Annotated in this window: 17 protein-coding genes; 6 read left to right on the top strand and 11 right to left on the bottom strand. The window is 61.1% G+C overall.

Annotated elements, in window-relative coordinates:
- Window positions 1–9 precede the first annotated feature (9 nt).
- The gene (locus ACVWYU_RS29915; protein WP_047527469.1) at window positions 10–450 is read left to right on the top strand and encodes a CBS domain-containing protein; all 441 of its coding nucleotides are present in this window, start codon (window positions 10–12) and stop codon (window positions 448–450) included.
- A gap of 177 nt (window positions 451–627) precedes the next feature.
- Here the strand turns inward: ACVWYU_RS29915 and ACVWYU_RS29910 are convergent, their stop codons facing one another.
- Window positions 628–1251, bottom strand: coding sequence for a glutathione S-transferase N-terminal domain-containing protein (locus tag ACVWYU_RS29910; RefSeq protein WP_457374425.1), 624 nt, complete (start codon window positions 1249–1251; stop codon window positions 628–630).
- A 210-nt stretch (window positions 1252–1461) separates the two neighbouring features.
- Here ACVWYU_RS29910 and ACVWYU_RS29905 point away from each other — a divergent pair, with 210 nt between their 5' ends.
- Entirely contained in the window at window positions 1462–1902 is a 441-nt protein-coding gene (locus ACVWYU_RS29905; RefSeq protein WP_457374424.1) for a hypothetical protein, read from the top strand.
- Window positions 1903–2002: 100 nt separating this feature from the next.
- On the opposite strand, the gene ACVWYU_RS29900 is transcribed toward ACVWYU_RS29905, so the two are convergent.
- A complete protein-coding gene (locus ACVWYU_RS29900) occupies window positions 2003–3094 on the bottom strand; it encodes a DUF1615 domain-containing protein (RefSeq protein WP_457374423.1) in 1092 nt (363 codons plus the stop codon).
- Between the two features lie 156 nt (window positions 3095–3250).
- On the opposite strand from ACVWYU_RS29900, the gene ACVWYU_RS29895 reads away from it, so the two are divergent.
- Window positions 3251–4780: an FAD-dependent monooxygenase gene (locus ACVWYU_RS29895; RefSeq protein ID WP_457374422.1), complete on the top strand. Its 1530-nt coding sequence runs from the start codon at window positions 3251–3253 to the stop codon at window positions 4778–4780.
- 52 nt (window positions 4781–4832) lie between these two features.
- On the opposite strand, the gene hemB is transcribed toward ACVWYU_RS29895, so the two are convergent.
- The 3 genes from hemB to ACVWYU_RS29880 all read right to left on the bottom strand — a co-directional run bounded on the left by hemB (window position 4833) and on the right by ACVWYU_RS29880 (window position 7565).
- Window positions 4833–5807 (bottom strand): porphobilinogen synthase, encoded by a 975-nt coding sequence (hemB, locus tag ACVWYU_RS29890; protein ID WP_090323808.1) that lies wholly within the window; start codon window positions 5805–5807, stop codon window positions 4833–4835.
- 183 nt (window positions 5808–5990) lie between these two features.
- Window positions 5991–6833: a PhzF family phenazine biosynthesis protein gene (locus ACVWYU_RS29885; protein WP_457374421.1), complete on the bottom strand. Its 843-nt coding sequence runs from the start codon at window positions 6831–6833 to the stop codon at window positions 5991–5993.
- 18 nt (window positions 6834–6851) lie between these two features.
- Window positions 6852–7565 carry a glutathione binding-like protein gene (locus ACVWYU_RS29880; protein WP_247256034.1) on the bottom strand — a complete coding sequence of 238 codons (714 nt, stop codon included), beginning with the start codon at window positions 7563–7565 and terminating at the stop codon, window positions 6852–6854.
- A 352-nt stretch (window positions 7566–7917) separates the two neighbouring features.
- Between ACVWYU_RS29880 and ACVWYU_RS29875 the strand changes: the two genes are divergently transcribed.
- Entirely contained in the window at window positions 7918–8592 is a 675-nt protein-coding gene (locus tag ACVWYU_RS29875; RefSeq protein WP_457374420.1) for a histidine phosphatase family protein, read from the top strand.
- Window positions 8593–8679: 87 nt separating this feature from the next.
- On the opposite strand, the gene mnmH is transcribed toward ACVWYU_RS29875, so the two are convergent.
- From mnmH to ACVWYU_RS29850, 5 genes are all read right to left on the bottom strand, one after another.
- Window positions 8680–9783 carry a tRNA 2-selenouridine(34) synthase MnmH gene (mnmH, locus tag ACVWYU_RS29870; protein ID WP_457374419.1) on the bottom strand — a complete coding sequence of 368 codons (1104 nt, stop codon included), beginning with the start codon at window positions 9781–9783 and terminating at the stop codon, window positions 8680–8682.
- A complete protein-coding gene (gene selD / locus ACVWYU_RS29865) occupies window positions 9783–10817 on the bottom strand; it encodes a selenide, water dikinase SelD (protein ID WP_090323816.1) in 1035 nt (344 codons plus the stop codon). The genes mnmH and selD overlap by 1 nt, the downstream gene beginning before the upstream one ends.
- 112 nt (window positions 10818–10929) lie before the next feature.
- On the bottom strand, window positions 10930–11886 hold the full coding sequence (locus ACVWYU_RS29860) for a quinone oxidoreductase family protein (protein ID WP_457374418.1): 957 nt from the start codon (window positions 11884–11886) through the stop codon (window positions 10930–10932).
- Window positions 11887–11916: 30 nt separating this feature from the next.
- Window positions 11917–12090 carry a DUF1427 family protein gene (locus tag ACVWYU_RS29855; RefSeq protein WP_081997842.1) on the bottom strand — a complete coding sequence of 58 codons (174 nt, stop codon included), beginning with the start codon at window positions 12088–12090 and terminating at the stop codon, window positions 11917–11919.
- A gap of 107 nt (window positions 12091–12197) precedes the next feature.
- Complete coding sequence (locus ACVWYU_RS29850; RefSeq protein WP_090323821.1) at window positions 12198–12977, bottom strand: AraC family transcriptional regulator; 780 nt, start codon at window positions 12975–12977, stop codon at window positions 12198–12200.
- Window positions 12978–13123: 146 nt separating this feature from the next.
- On the opposite strand from ACVWYU_RS29850, the gene ACVWYU_RS29845 reads away from it, so the two are divergent.
- Window positions 13124–13351: a DUF6555 family protein gene (locus ACVWYU_RS29845; RefSeq protein WP_020799440.1), complete on the top strand. Its 228-nt coding sequence runs from the start codon at window positions 13124–13126 to the stop codon at window positions 13349–13351.
- 39 nt (window positions 13352–13390) lie between these two features.
- Window positions 13391–13663: a hypothetical protein gene (locus tag ACVWYU_RS29840; protein WP_457374417.1), complete on the top strand. Its 273-nt coding sequence runs from the start codon at window positions 13391–13393 to the stop codon at window positions 13661–13663.
- A 24-nt stretch (window positions 13664–13687) separates the two neighbouring features.
- On the opposite strand, the gene ACVWYU_RS29835 is transcribed toward ACVWYU_RS29840, so the two are convergent.
- Entirely contained in the window at window positions 13688–13855 is a 168-nt protein-coding gene (locus ACVWYU_RS29835; RefSeq protein ID WP_047527454.1) for a metallothionein, read from the bottom strand.
- Between the last annotated feature and the right edge of the window lie 317 nt (window positions 13856–14172).

Here is a 14172-nt window from a genome sequence, read left to right as displayed (position 1 = left end):
GAAACCGCCATGAAAACCGTCGCGCAACTACTCAAGTTGAAAGATCAGAAGAATCAGGAAGTGCACCAGATCAAACCTGGTCATATGGTGCTGGAAGCGCTGATGAAGATGGCAGAGAAAAACGTCGGTGCCTTGCTGGTGGTGGAAAATGACGAAGTGCTGGGCATCATCAGTGAGCGTGACTACGCGCGCAAACTGGTGCTGCACGGGCGTTCTTCGGTGGGTACGCCGGTACGCGACATCATGGTTTCACCGGTAATTACCGTGGACACCCATCAAACCGTCGATACCTGCCTGGGCATCATGTCCGACAAACGCCTGCGGCACTTGCCGGTGGTGGAGGACGGCAAGTTGATCGGCTTGCTGTCGATTGGCGACCTAGTCAAGGAAGCCATCGCGGAACAGGCGGAACTGATTCGTCAGCTGGAACAGTACATTCGCGGGGAATAACTCAAACACACCCCCCCTCCCCTGTGGGCGAGCCTGCTCGCGATAGCGGTCGTTCAGTCAACCAGGATGTTGAGGCTGATGCCCCCTTCGCGAGTAGGCTCGCTCCTGCAGTGACCGCGCTTGCCACAGGATCAGTTGACGCCAGGAAACACACTGCCCGCCTTTGTTTTGCAGTGCTCAGGCCGGCCAATGCCGGGCGAACACCGGCGCCAGCGTCGGATGTCGGTCGATGCGTTCCAGCCAGGCGTAAAACCCCGGCCGGGCCGTGCGCAAATGTTCGCGGCTGCCTGACCATCGACTGACCACCGCCGCCAGCACATCCAGCGCTCCCGGCGTCTCGTCCCCCAGATACAGCTCGGCGGAAAACTTATCGGCAAACACTTCCCAACTCCAATGCAGCCGTGCGCGGGTGCCCGCCATCAGGTTTTGCCGTGACGACTCATCCGCCACGGCCAGCCAGCGTTCGGGGTAATCGATGATGCCGATCGCCGCATAGCAATTGCTGACGATGTACACCAGGCCACGGATGGCCTGATCACGGTCGGCCGGGTTGTCCGGCAGCAGGTTCGACTCGGGAAACGTCAGCCCGAGATGAATCAGAATCGCCGCGCTCTCGGTGAGGATGCTGCTGTCGGGCAATTGCAGGGTCGGAATCTGCTTGAGCGGGTTGAGCTTCTCCAGGTCCAGGGCGGCCTGCGAAGACGACTCGACATCGATGAAGCGATAAGGGATCTCACACAGTTCCAGTGCCGCCTCGATTGCGGCCGCGCCCGAATTCTGATGACCGTAGAGCTGATACATACACACCTCCTTGGGATGCCAACCAGTGTAGAAGCCGCCCTTGACCCTGCTGGAGCCATCCGACGACCGCATCATCAAGCCCACAAGGGGTATGCCGCTATCCCTATCAATCCCGTCGATGTTCACCATCATGCCAATGAAGTTCTCATTAAAATTGCGCGGCGTAACATCTGCTCCATACCCACCCAACAAGACCCGGAGCACACCACCATGAAACGCCAGACTCTTCTCAGCATCGCTTTCTCGGTTTTTGCAGTAAACGCTTTCGCCGCTACCTCTGCTCAACCTGTCGTCGCCGAAGGCGGCTCGGATCGTCTGATTGAAAGTCGCGTGGCAGAAGGTGGCTCTGATCGCCTGATCGAAAACCGCGTCGCTGCCGATGGCTCCGACCACCTGCAAGGCAACACCATCGCCGCCGATGGTTCCGACCACCTGCAAGGCAACACCGTCGCCGCCGATGGTTCCGACCATCTGCAAGGCAACACCGTCGCCGCCGATGGTTCCGACCACCTGCAAGGTAACACCGTCGCTGCCGATGGCTCCGACCACCTGCAAGGTAACACCGTCGCTGCCGATGGCTCCGACCACCTGCAAGGCAACACCGTCGCCGCCGATGGCTCCGACCACTTGAACAGCAACCACATCGCATGAATGAATGGCTTTACCGCTCTCCTCGACAAAAAACCGGCCTCATCAGCCGGTTTTTTTATGCCTGGGATAATCCGCAGAACCGCCTGCGATCATTAGCGCTTCAGTCAGCCCGCGCCATACAGCGCTGATAACGCTCATCGACCCGCTTGGCAAACCAGGCCGTGGTCAGTTTGCGAGTGATTTTCGGGCTTTGCAGGACAATCCCCGGCAATACCTGCCGAGGCAATGGCCGGCCTTCAGCCTGTTCGGCCAGCGCAAAGACTCGCTGATACAACGTGCTGTCTTCGAACCCCAGGCTGTTGCCCTCCTGCAACTGATCCCTGATCGTCGTATTGCGCATACCCAGTGACTTGCCGAGGCTGCGCACGGCCACTTCCGTGGTACCGGGCATGATCGAACCGTAATTGACCAGGTCGCCATCCAGCGCCAGCGGAATGCCCGAGGCCCGGCTCACGGCGTTCTGGAAAGCGGCATTGCGGCTGGCGTACCAACCGGCGTTGAAATCGGCGAAGCGATACAGCGGTTGCGGGTAGTTCACCGGGTATCCGAGCAAATGGGCGATACCGAAATACATGCCGCCACGCCGAGTGAAGACTTCATGGCGGATCGAGCCTTCTACCGGGTAGGGATAACCCTTGGCGTGCTGCTCGGCAAAGTCGACGCTGACCTGCATCGGCCCGCCGGTGTGCACCGGATTGAAGCCACCGAACAGCGTCTGGCCCATGGGCACCATGCCGATAAAATCATCGAAGATCGCACTCAGTTCCTTTTCGCTACGCGCCGCGTTGAGGCGCTCGCTGTAAGTTTTGCCATTGGCCGAGCGCACCTGCAACGCCGCATTGACCAACAGGCCGGGGATGTGGGCTTTGGCGGCCCGACGATCAATTTCGTCGCGTGCGATTTTGCCCAGGCCAGGCACGCTCGGATCGGCCTGAAAGGTCGACTCCTGCTCGGTGACAGCCAGCACCGAGCAGAGGTTTTGCGTGGTCGTCTCGATTTTCTGCGCGGCAAACGCCGCATAGATGTCTGTGGCCCAACCCTGGCGGTCAACGGCATTGGCCGGCAGCAGTCGCACAATTTCGGCCTTGACCTCAGCGGGCGTTCGCACCGGCGCCTGTTGCGTGCGTTGACTGCCGCAACCGGCCAGCACCAGCAACGCGACGATGCTCATGATCAATCGATGGGCTTGCATGCTGCTCCAGAAAATCCGTTATGCCGGGCTAACCATACGATCAATGGCCTGTCCGAGGCTATGCCCCTGAGCAAGGGTCTTCTCCGTTGGGCAGCCAGCCTGGCCGCCCGCCACGGCTGGACCATACTAGACCCACACCGCGAGGAGGACAGGCTCATGCACCGCAGCGACGTGTTGATCATTGGCGCTGGCCCGACCGGGCTGGTCCTGGCGCTGTGGCTGAGCAGACTGGGGATCCACGCAAGAATCATCGACAAAACATCCACGTCCGGTACCACATCGCGGGCACTGGCCGTGCAGGCCCGGACGCTGGAGCTGTACCGCCAACTCGACCTCAGTGACAGCGTCGTGCAGCAGGGTCATTGCGTGGAGGCCGCCAATTTCTGGGTCAAGGGTGAACCCGTGGCCCGCTTGCCGCTCAGCCGCATCGGCGAGGGCCTGACGCCTTACGCCTTCCTCGAAATATTCCCCCAGGACGAACACGAACGGCTGCTGATCAAACGCCTCGAAGCCTTTGGCGTCACCGTGGAGCGCGACACCGAGCTCGAGGCTTTCGAGGAAACCGGTGACGGCATCAGTGCGACGTTGCGTCTGCCCGATGGTCAGCGGGAAACCTGCCAGGCCTGCTACCTGGCCGGTTGCGACGGTGCCCGCTCGGTCGTGCGCAAGGCCCTGGACACCGGCTTTCCCGGCGGGACCTACCAGCAGATTTTCTATGTGGCCGATGTGCAGGCCAGCGGCCCGACATTCAACGGCGAACTGCACGTGGACCTCGATGAGGCCGACTTTCTCGCGGTGTTCCCCCTGGCAGGAAGCGGTCGCGCACGCCTGATCGGCACCGTTCGCGATGAGCGCGCCGAGCACGCCGAAACCCTGCGATTCGAAGATGTCAGCAGCCGGGCCATCGAGCATCTGAAGGTGCAGATCGAACAGGTGAACTGGTTCTCGACCTACCGCGTGCATCATCGGGTGGCCGATCACTTCCGCACCGGCCGTGCGTTTTTACTCGGCGACGCGGCCCATGTGCACAGCCCCGCCGGCGGCCAGGGCATGAACACCGGCATAGGCGATGCCATCAACCTGGCGTGGAAACTCGCCGCAGTGTTAAGCGGCGGTGCCGAGGCCCGATTGCTCGACACCTACGAAACCGAACGCATGGCCTTTGCCCGCAAACTGGTGGCGACCACTGACCGGGTGTTCACGTTCGTCACCGCCGAAGGCCGCATGGCCGACCTGCTGCGCACACGCCTGGCGCCCTTCCTGATTCCGAAAATGGCCACGTTCGAGAGGTCCCGCGAATTCCTGTTTCGCACGGTGTCGCAGATCACCTTGAACTACCGCCGCATGCCTTTGAGCACCGGCGTTGCCGGGCATGTTCATGGCGGCGACCGCTTGCCCTGGGCGCACGATGGCGAGGGGGACAACTTCGAACCGCTGAAATCCCCGAACTGGCAGGTGCATGTGTATGGCGACACCAGCGACGAAATGATCGCCTGGTGCATCGAACATCATTTGCCGCTGCATGTGTTCGACTGGCGGCCAGCGTTTGAAACAGCCGGCCTGGGGCGTAACGGGTTTTACCTGTTGCGGCCCGACACCTATGTGGCGATAGCCGAAACCTGCTCGGACCCGAAGGTGATCGAGCGGTATTTCAAACATCACGGGATTCGGTCGTTTTTCGGCTGATCCCGCCCCCTGTGAGCTGGCAAGCCAGCTCCAACAAGGGACCGGGTGAGTCTTAGATACCGGCCAGTGCCAGGTCCATCGCGAAATAGGTGAAGATCAGATCCGCCCCTGCCCGCTTGATTGCGCCAAGACTTTCGCGCACCACACGGTCTTCATCGATCGCCCCGGCTTGCGCGCCGAACTTGATCATCGCGTACTCGCCGCTCACCTGATACGCCGACAGCGGCAACCGCGACACCTCACGAATGTCGCGGATGATGTCCAGGTAGGCGCCGGCCGGCTTGACCATCAGCGCGTCGGCGCCTTCCTGCTCGTCGAGCAGTGATTCGCGCACCGCTTCACGGCGGTTCATCGGGTTCATCTGATAGCTTTTACGATCCCCCTTGAGCGCGCTGCCACCGGCTTCGCGAAACGGGCCGTACAGCGCCGAGGCGAACTTGGTCGAATAGGCCATGATCGCCGTCTGCTGGAACCCGGCGGCGTCGAGTGCCCGGCGAATGGCCTGGACCTGCCCGTCCATCGCCGCCGACGGCGCAATCACATCGGCACCGGCACGGGCCGCCGCCACGGCTTGTTTGCCGAGGTTGATCAGGGTCTGGTCATTGTCGACTTCGTGGTTGTGCAGAACACCGCAATGACCGTGGTCGGTGTACTCGCAGAAGCAGGTGTCGGACATGACAATCATCTCCGGCACCGCGTCCTTGGCGATACGCGACATCCGCGACACCAGACCGTCGTCGCGCCAGGTGTCGCTGCCGCTGCTGTCCAGGTGGTGGGACACGCCAAAGGTCATCACCGACTTGATCCCGGCCCGGGCGTAACGCTCGATCTCGCCGGCCAGTTTCGATTCGGGAATGCGCATCACACCGGGCATGCTTTTGATCGGCACGAAATCATCGATTTCTTCTTCGACGAAAATCGGCAGCACCAGGTCGTTGAGGCTGAACTCGGTTTCCTGGAACAGACTGCGCAGGCTCGCATTGCGGCGCAGACGGCGTGGGCGTGCTTCGGGGAACTGACTGGACATGGGCATTCCTGGTAATCGGAGAACAAGACGAAAGTCGTAGGGGGGCAAAGCTTATGCCCTGCGAGGTACAGGGCACAAACGTCGAACGCTCAAGACTGCATTACCGCGATGGCAATAATCCTTGAGCAAACACCAACCTCCTGTGGGCACGGGCATCCCGCTCCCACAAGAGGTTCAGTGACACTACAGCGTTAGCGTGCCATCGATGCAGGTCACCACAGCACCACCGATCCAGATTTCATCACCTATCTGTTCCACCTGGATGCGCCCGGCACGGCCCATGGTCAAACCCTGGCTGACGACGTAGCTGGCCGGTGCCAATCCTTCGCCGAGCAGCCATTGGGCAATTCCGGCATTCAGGCTGCCGGTGGCCGGGTCTTCAGGCATTCCATCACCGGAAATGAACGCTCGGACCTCGAACTGCGCATCATCGCCATCGCGCTCGGGGTGCCAAGGTGCAATGACACCGACGGCCAGGCCGAGCATTTGCGAATGGTCCGGTTGCAAGTCCAGGACCTGTTGTCGATCCTCGACCATCACCGCCAGCCAACCGGCGCCGTTATCGACCCAATGCGCCCGGACAATCGCATCCCGTTCAAGCCCCAGGCCCAATCGCACACGCTCCACCAACCCGGCCTCCACTGGCCCGGACTTGAGCAGCGGCGGAGCGAGAAATGCCAGTTCCGCGCCCTGTCGACGAACCCGCACCAGGCCGACACCACACTCCTGAATGATCTCGTCACCCTTGGGTATACCGCCCGCCTCAAGCCAGGCGTGGCAGGTGCCCAGGGTGGGATGGCCGGCAAATGGCAATTCGTTCAATGTCGTGAAAATCCGCACCCGATAATCGGCCCGAGGGTTCTGCGGCTCGAGCACGAAGGTGGTTTCGCTGAGGTTGGTCCAGGTCGCGAAAGCCCCCATGCGCTCATCGCTGAGCCCATCGGCGCCGAACACCACCGCCAGCGGGTTGCCCTTGAGTGGCACGCGACTGAAAACATCGACTTGCTTGAAATTGTATGAACTCATGGCCGTCCCTGGTCGTGATCAGATCGAAACGTTTGGCTTTGGAATTTCCAGCCCGCGCTTGACCGCCGGCCGTGCCAGGAACTTCTCCAGCACCCGGGTGACGTTGGGGAAGTTCTGGATGCCGACCAGATCGCCCGCCTCATAGAAGCCGATCAGGTTGCGCACCCAGGGGAAGGTCGCGATATCGGCAATGGTGTAGCGCTCGCCCATGATCCAGTCACGTCCTTCAAGGCGCTTGTCGAGGACGCCGAGCAGCCGTTTGCTTTCTTCGACGTAGCGGTCACGGGGACGTTTGTCTTCGTAGTCCTTGCCGGCGAATTTATTGAAGAAGCCGAGCTGGCCGAACATTGGCCCGATGCCGCCCATCTGGAACATCAGCCACTGAATGGTTTCGTAACGCGCTGCCGATTCCTGGGCGAGCAACTGCCCGCTTTTGTCGGCGAGGTAGATCAGAATCGCCCCGGACTCGAACAGCGGCAAAGGTTGGCCGTCCGGGCCATGGGGATCGAGGATGGCCGGGATCTTGTTGTTGGGGCTTAACGACAGGAATTCGGGGGACATTTGATCGTTGGTGTCAAACCCGACGCGGTGTGGCTCGTAAGGCAAGCCGATCTCTTCGAGCATGATCGAGACCTTGACGCCGTTGGGGGTCGGCAAGGAGTACAGCTGAATCCACTCCGGGTACTGTGCGGGCCATTTTTGGGTGATGGGAAACGCAGACAAATCGGTCATGGGAAGGATCCACGAGAAAATTGAAAGTAGTGATACTAATGCAGGAGTTGCGCTGCCGTTATCAATATCACTGATGTTGAAGATCAACAGTTGACAGTCCGGATCAAGCCTCTAAGGTGTAGCCTGTCCATCATTTCGCAATATCCTGTCGCTAATCTTCGCTCCAGTCATTTCAGGGGTACCGGTAGATTGCAGCGCGCGGTCGGAATCGAACCAAACAGGCACCTGCGGACTCTGAGCACTGGCCATCCAAAGACGACCCGACTCATAGACATGGAAAACACCCGATGCCGGCAACTCGTGGTGTAGAGGTTTGTCAGCCCTAACCCAATGTGCGAAGCCCCCCTATTTCATGAAGAACCCTCTGAAATTCGCCAATCGCTTCAAACGCCGTGCGTACATATTCCTGCCCGCATTGCTGGCGGCCAGTGCGTTATTCCTGTCGTTTGAGTCCCTTGAAAGTCGCGCCCAACCGGTAGACGGTGTGCAGACGCTGGTGTTCCTGCGTCATGCGGAGAAACCTGCCGGCGGCCTGGGCCAACTCAATTGCCAGGGCCTGAACCGCGCGATCGACCTGGCCACCCTGCTCCCGGAAAAATTCGGCAAGGCCAACTACGTATTTGCCGCCAACCCGACGCGCAATGTCGAGGAAGGCGAACTGAACAACTCCTACAGCTATATCCGTCCATTGATGACCATCAGCCCCAGTGCGATAAAGCTCGGCTTGCCGGTCAACATCAATTTCTCGGCCAACGACACCGACGACCTGGCCGATGAACTGCTCCAGGACAAGTATCACAACTCGATCATTTACACCGCCTGGTCCCACGGTTACCTGCCGGAGCTGATCAACAAGGTCGCCGGGGAAGCGGTCGGCAAGAAACAGACGATCACCGAGGACTGGGAATCGAGCGACTTTGATTCGCTGATCGTGTTGACCCTGACCTGGCGCAACGGCAAGGCCAGCCTGGAAAGCCATCGCTACAAGCAAGGGCTGGATAATGGACCGCAGACTTGCCCGACCTGAGTTGTACAGGGCCTGATCGGGCCCTTTGTGTACGCCACAGCCCCTGTGGGAGCGGGCTTGCCCGCGATGAAGCCGGCAAAACCGCCCTCACCCTCGCTGACTGACCCGCTCCCGCAAATACCCCAACACCGCTTCGCGATTCCCGGCAAACTCGATCCGCGCGCCCTTCTTTTCACGTTGAAAGGCATACATCGGATCGTAATACTCGGTCAGCAACCCCTCGATCCAGCCCCGGTGCAAATCCACCGCGCCGCTGCGACCCTGCTCCGCCAAGGCATCCTCCATCAGAATCAGCATCCGTCGATGGCGCTCGCCACCCAGGCGCTTGTGCACGTTATTCAAACTCTCCAGCATCCGCTCGGAAAACAGCGCAAAGCCTTCCTCGCCGCGCACCCGGATGAACTCGGCGCACAGGTCCACCACATAATCACGCAGGATTCGCTCGACCCGCCCCTGCAGGCTGTCTTCGAGCCAGACCATCGGAAACTGCTGCATGCCCTGATACAGCGGCAACGGCAAGGCACAGCTGCCGATCGCCCGGCTCTCGTCTTCCAGCACGAATTGTTCAAGGCCGGCGGCGCGTTTTTTCAGCACATCCACCGCCAGGCGGTTTTCAAAGTCGATATTGGTCGGTTGACCCGTGGCGCGCTTGCCGAAACTCGAGCCGCGATGATTGGCGTGACCTTCAAGGTCCAGGCCGTTGCGCAACTGCATCAGCACTTCGGTCTTGCCGGTGCCGGTCATGCCGCCCAACAACACGAAATCGCACTGCGCAACGGCCTGATCGAGGGTATCAAGCAGAAAGCTGCGCATGGCCTTGTAGCCACCGCCGACGCGCGGGTAGTCGATGCCCGCCTCGTCCTTGAGCCATTGCTGGACGATCTGCGAGCGCAACCCGCCGCGAAAACAATACAAAAGCCCATTGGGATGAGCCCGGGCGAAGTCTGCCCAGGCCTGGATGCGTTCGGCCTTGATCGCGCCGGACACCAGTTGATGGCCCAGTTCGATGGCGGCTTGTTGACCCTGCTGCTTGTAACAAGTGCCGATCCGCTGCCGCTCGTGATCGTTCATCAGCGGCAAATTGACCGCACCGGGAAACGAGCCCTTGAGAAACTCGACCGGCGCACGGGCATCCATCAGCGGCCGGTCGTTGAGGAAAATATCGCGGTAATCGGTGCAGTCGGCAGACATCAAGACACCTCGACCGCATTACTCTGTCGCTCGACCAGTTCACCGATGGGTGCCAGGTCCAGGCCCATTTGCGCAGCGGCCGCGAGAAAGCTGTCGTTACCCTCGGGCGTCACCGCGATCAACAGGCCGCCGCTGGTCTGCGGGTCGCACAACACGCGCTTGTGCAGTTCCTGCAATCGCCCCAGTTTGCTGGCGTAACTGTCGTAATTACGCAAGGTCCCGCCGGGAATGCAGCCCTGCTCCAGGTAATACTCGACACCTGGCAGACGCGGTACGCGGTCGTATTCGATCAGGGCGGTCAACTGGCTGCCATCGGCCATTTCCACCAGATGCCCCAACAAACCGAAACCGGTGACGTCGGTCATCGCGGTCACGCCATCCAGTTTGCCAAAGCGGCTGCCGGGTTTATTCAGGGTACACATCCAGTCCCGGGCCAGGCCGATGTCAGCGTTGCGCAACTTGCCTTTCTTTTCGGCGGTGGTGAGGATGCCGATGCCCAGGGGTTTGGTGAGATAAAGCAGGCAACCGGCCGTCGCGGTGTCGTTGCGCTTCATATGGCGCTTTTCCACCAGCCCGGTAACGGCCAGGCCGAAGATCGGCTCCGGTGCGTCGATGGAATGCCCGCCAGCCAACGGAATACCTGCTTCATCGCACACCGAACGGCCGCCGCGAATCACTTCCCGGGCAATTTCCGGCGCCAGCACATTGACCGGCCAGCCAAGAATGGCGATGGCCATCAACGGGTCGCCACCCATGGCGTAGATGTCACTGATGGCATTGGTGGCGGCGATGCGGCCGAAATCGAAAGGATCATCGACGATTGGCATGAAGAAATCGGTGGTCGACACCACGCCGCGCTCTTCGTCGATGGCATACACCGCCGCGTCATCGCGCGAGGCGTTGCCGACCCAGAGCCTGGGGTCCAGATTCTGCGCGCCACTGCCGGCGAGAATCACTTCCAGTACCTGGGGAGAAATCTTGCAACCGCATCCAGCGCCGTGACTGTACTGGGTCAGGCGAATCGGCTCGCTCATGGGGGCACCTCGCAGGAAAAGTGCCGTCGATTCTATCAGAGCACCATTGCGGCAGCGCATTGCATCGCCGCAGCCCCTGTGGGAGCGAGCCCGCCCCCACAGGTGGGCGGTGTCACGGCAACAGGATCACTTTGTCACCGCTGCCCTGATTGACCTCGGCATAACGCTCCAGGCCCTCGGCCAATGGCGACTCGAACAGCCCCTGGGGCAACGGCAGCAAGTCCTGATCGAAGAATTGACCGAACTGATCGAGCATCGCCGCGCACGCTTGCACGCCGTACAGCAACGAGTTGATGCCGACCACCGAGCCGCCCTTGCGGTACAGCGCCAGGGCCGGTAGCTGAACCATGCCGTCCACCGGCGCGGCGATGATGGCGATACGGCCGAAGGTGGCCAATGCCGCGACAGACGCCGGCAACCAGAACCCCGTGGTATCGAAAATCACATCAGCGCCGCCTTTAAATACGGCATTGACCTGAGCACCCAGGTCCTCGGGGTTATCCAGTTGCAGCGTCTGATAGCCCTGGTCCTGCAAGTCCTTGACCTGCTCTGGTCGCCGCGCGGCTGCCAGTACCCGGGCACCGCGCACCTTGGCCAATGCCAACGCGGCACTGCCCACCGCGCCGCCACCGATCACCAGCAAGCGGGTTTCGGCGGTCACCAGGCTGCGCTCCAGTGCATCCCACGCCGTGGTGTAAGGCACTCCCAGGCTGGCGGCCTGGGCGAAGCTCAAATGCGTGGGCTTGAGGGCGACGCCATTGGCCGGCAACTTGACGAATTGCGCATGGGAGCCATCGGCGAAAAAACCCAGCTCGCGGCCGGTGCCCCAGACGTGTTGACCGACCAGCGCCTGCGGGCCTTCAACGACGATGCCGGCAAAATCGCGACCGGGAATCCGCGGCATCGTGGTATAGGGAAAACGACCCAGCACGTTCTTCACATCACTGGGGTTGAGCCCCGCCGCCTTGATTTCCACCAACACTTCATCGGCGCCGGGAACGGGCGTCGGAACCTCGACGTAGCGCAGGGCCGAGAGGTCGCCGGTTTTGTCGAACTGCAATGCTTTCATGAGGGTTTCCATCGAATGATCAGAGGAGGTTCAGGAGATCCAGCCGGCCACCAGTTCGCGGCCCATCGGCCAGAGCTTTTCGCCGGCCAGCATGCCGAGCAGGCCTACCAGTGCGATCGCCGGTGGTGCGGGGGAACGAAAATCCAGGGCGCCGTAGAGCAGGCCGACACCCAGGCCGATCGCCAGTGAAATGAGGTAATTCATGACAGACTCCTTGGGCAATTGAGACATGCCCGCAAGTCTAGTGCGCAGTGCCGACGAGTACCGGCCAAGTGCTTCTGAATTTCGGCCAAACCCTGGCCCTGAACGCTTCAGCCCTGAGGCTGGCCTGCCGAAAACTGCGACGGCGCGACACCCAGTTCCCGACGGAACATATCGCTGAAGCTGCTGGGCGAATACCCCAGCTCACGGGCGATGGCACTGACCGGCACCCCCTGAATCAACTCGGCCACCGCCGTCGCCAGTTGCACCTGGCGCCGCCATTCAGCGAAGCCCATGCCCAGACCGTCCTTGAACAACCGCGCCAGGGTCCGCACGCTGGCACCGGCGTTTTCCGCGTGTTGCTCGAAAGGAATGTCCAGCGACGGCGCGGCCATGACCGCCTGGCAGAGGTTCGTCAGCCGCCGGTCAGACTCATCCGGCAGCGGGATTTTCAGCAGCGAGCGCCTGGCCCGCTTGAGCTCCAGCAGCGCCAGTCCCACCAGTGCTTCGTAATACTCGGGCGCACCGTCGTCGCCCTGCTCCACCAGGCCAACGATCAACTCGCGCAACAAACCGCCGACTTCGATGACCTGGACACTGGCGTCGAGCGTTGCCGCCAACGACGGTCGCAGGTAGATGTTGCGCATTTGCAGGTCCGAGACCACGCGAATCCCATGAGGCACGCCGGGCGGCAACCAAACCGCCCGTTGCGGCGGCACCACCAGCGCCTCGTGAGGCGTCTCGACCCACATCACGCCACTCATCGCATACAGCAACTGCCCCCAGACATGCTCATGCGGTTCGATGAACAACCCACGCGGATAAGTGCGCGCCAGCGGTTGCACGGGCACATCGGTATCACTCAGATCAGGCGGGGCGGCAAGGGCCATGGGCAGCAATCATTGGGGTCGGGAAAGGCCCAATGGTAACGAGGCCTTGTATTTGCCGCCAGCGGCTGCCACCGTCCGCCAATCCGAATGAATTTTCCGTGTGGCCCGTGATCCGTTTATGTACCACAGGGAGGAATACGGGCTATATGAACAATGCAAAACTCTTCGTCATTGAATACACCCTTCATGGCGTGCCCAAGTCGTTCATTATCCGTCTGGACAAAATGGACAACGCAGAAGCCTGGCATTGGGCAAGCTGCGATGCGGGAGTGGGCCGCATACCGCGCTTCGGCCGGGAAAAGGTGCAAAAGACCAGCAAGCCGATGGCAGAAAAGTTCGGCGTGGAAAACGTCAAGTGGCGGCCGGCTGGCTGACGCCTGGCAAGCAACAGGATTAGAGGGGGGGGCAAGAACATGACACCCATCAGCAGCCCTGCGCATCTGGACTATGGTCTGGATACGCTGTTCGGCCGCATCACCAAAACCGTCGAGTGCCGGGTTGGCCTGGAACAGGTCATGAACGACCCGACCTGCTTCGCGATTCGCGTTCCGCCGCCGTTGCCGGAAGACCTTGAGCAGGCCAAGACCGTCGTGCTCAGAGTCGAAGGACGCCGCCTGACGGGCACCGTCCGGCATACCGAACGCCTGGACGACGACAGCCTGAAACTGGAAGTGGAGCCCGACTAGGCTCCACTTTTCAACGTGAACGAACTATTTGGCGTGGGCGCACTTGCAGCCCTTGCTGGAGCACTCTTCGCCGTGTTCGTGGTGCTTGGCGCAGGCCTCGCAGCAATAGTGCTTGCCGTGGCGCGCAATCGGGTGCGCGCCCAGCTTGCACGAACATTTCGGGCAGTCGCAGATACTGTCACTGTTGATCATGAGCCTGACTCCTTTGGTAGTGGTCGTCGGGGCGAGAAGAACAACCCGTGTTACCAGTGTAGGCTGGTGGGCCGCTATCGTCGGAACGCCGCCCGGAGCAGGCTCGCTTCCACAATGGATCGGGTACATCGGCGGGTGATGGGTCGGCTGGCTGGCCGCCATCGCTGGCAAGCCAGCTCCCACAGGGGAATGGGTGCATCTGCGGGTGATGGGTCGGCTGTCAGGCCGCCTTCGCTGGCAAGCCAGCTCCCACAAGGGGATTGGGTGCATCTGCGGGTGATTGGTCGGCTATAAGGCCGCCTTCGCTGGCAAGCCAG

This window comes from Pseudomonas sp. TE12234, assembly GCF_054061835.1.
This window is presented reverse-complemented; position numbering and strand designations above follow the sequence as displayed.

Bases quoted from the DNA above. Each gene is read 5' to 3' on its own strand.
- ACVWYU_RS29910 (WP_457374425.1), bottom strand. From the start codon at position 1,251: ATGTATCAGCTCTACGGTCATCAGAATTCGGGCGCGGCCGCAATCGAG.
- ACVWYU_RS29915 (WP_047527469.1), top strand. From the start codon at position 10: ATGAAAACCGTCGCGCAACTACTCAAGTTGAAAGATCAGAAGAATCAG.
- ACVWYU_RS29880 (WP_247256034.1), bottom strand. From the start codon at position 7,565: ATGACCGATTTGTCTGCGTTTCCCATCACCCAAAAATGGCCCGCACAG.
- ACVWYU_RS29840 (WP_457374417.1), top strand. From the start codon at position 13,391: ATGACACCCATCAGCAGCCCTGCGCATCTGGACTATGGTCTGGATACG.
- ACVWYU_RS29835 (WP_047527454.1), bottom strand. From the start codon at position 13,855: ATGATCAACAGTGACAGTATCTGCGACTGCCCGAAATGTTCGTGCAAG.
- ACVWYU_RS29855 (WP_081997842.1), bottom strand. From the start codon at position 12,090: ATGAATTACCTCATTTCACTGGCGATCGGCCTGGGTGTCGGCCTGCTC.
- ACVWYU_RS29885 (WP_457374421.1), bottom strand. From the start codon at position 6,833: ATGAGTTCATACAATTTCAAGCAAGTCGATGTTTTCAGTCGCGTGCCA.
- hemB (WP_090323808.1), bottom strand. From the start codon at position 5,807: ATGTCCAGTCAGTTCCCCGAAGCACGCCCACGCCGTCTGCGCCGCAAT.
- ACVWYU_RS29860 (WP_457374418.1), bottom strand. From the start codon at position 11,886: ATGAAAGCATTGCAGTTCGACAAAACCGGCGACCTCTCGGCCCTGCGC.
- selD (WP_090323816.1), bottom strand. From the start codon at position 10,817: ATGAGCGAGCCGATTCGCCTGACCCAGTACAGTCACGGCGCTGGATGC.
- mnmH (WP_457374419.1), bottom strand. From the start codon at position 9,783: ATGTCTGCCGACTGCACCGATTACCGCGATATTTTCCTCAACGACCGG.
- ACVWYU_RS29900 (WP_457374423.1), bottom strand. From the start codon at position 3,094: ATGCAAGCCCATCGATTGATCATGAGCATCGTCGCGTTGCTGGTGCTG.
- ACVWYU_RS29875 (WP_457374420.1), top strand. From the start codon at position 7,918: ATGAAGAACCCTCTGAAATTCGCCAATCGCTTCAAACGCCGTGCGTAC.
- ACVWYU_RS29850 (WP_090323821.1), bottom strand. From the start codon at position 12,977: ATGGCCCTTGCCGCCCCGCCTGATCTGAGTGATACCGATGTGCCCGTG.
- ACVWYU_RS29845 (WP_020799440.1), top strand. From the start codon at position 13,124: ATGAACAATGCAAAACTCTTCGTCATTGAATACACCCTTCATGGCGTG.
- ACVWYU_RS29895 (WP_457374422.1), top strand. From the start codon at position 3,251: ATGCACCGCAGCGACGTGTTGATCATTGGCGCTGGCCCGACCGGGCTG.
- ACVWYU_RS29905 (WP_457374424.1), top strand. From the start codon at position 1,462: ATGAAACGCCAGACTCTTCTCAGCATCGCTTTCTCGGTTTTTGCAGTA.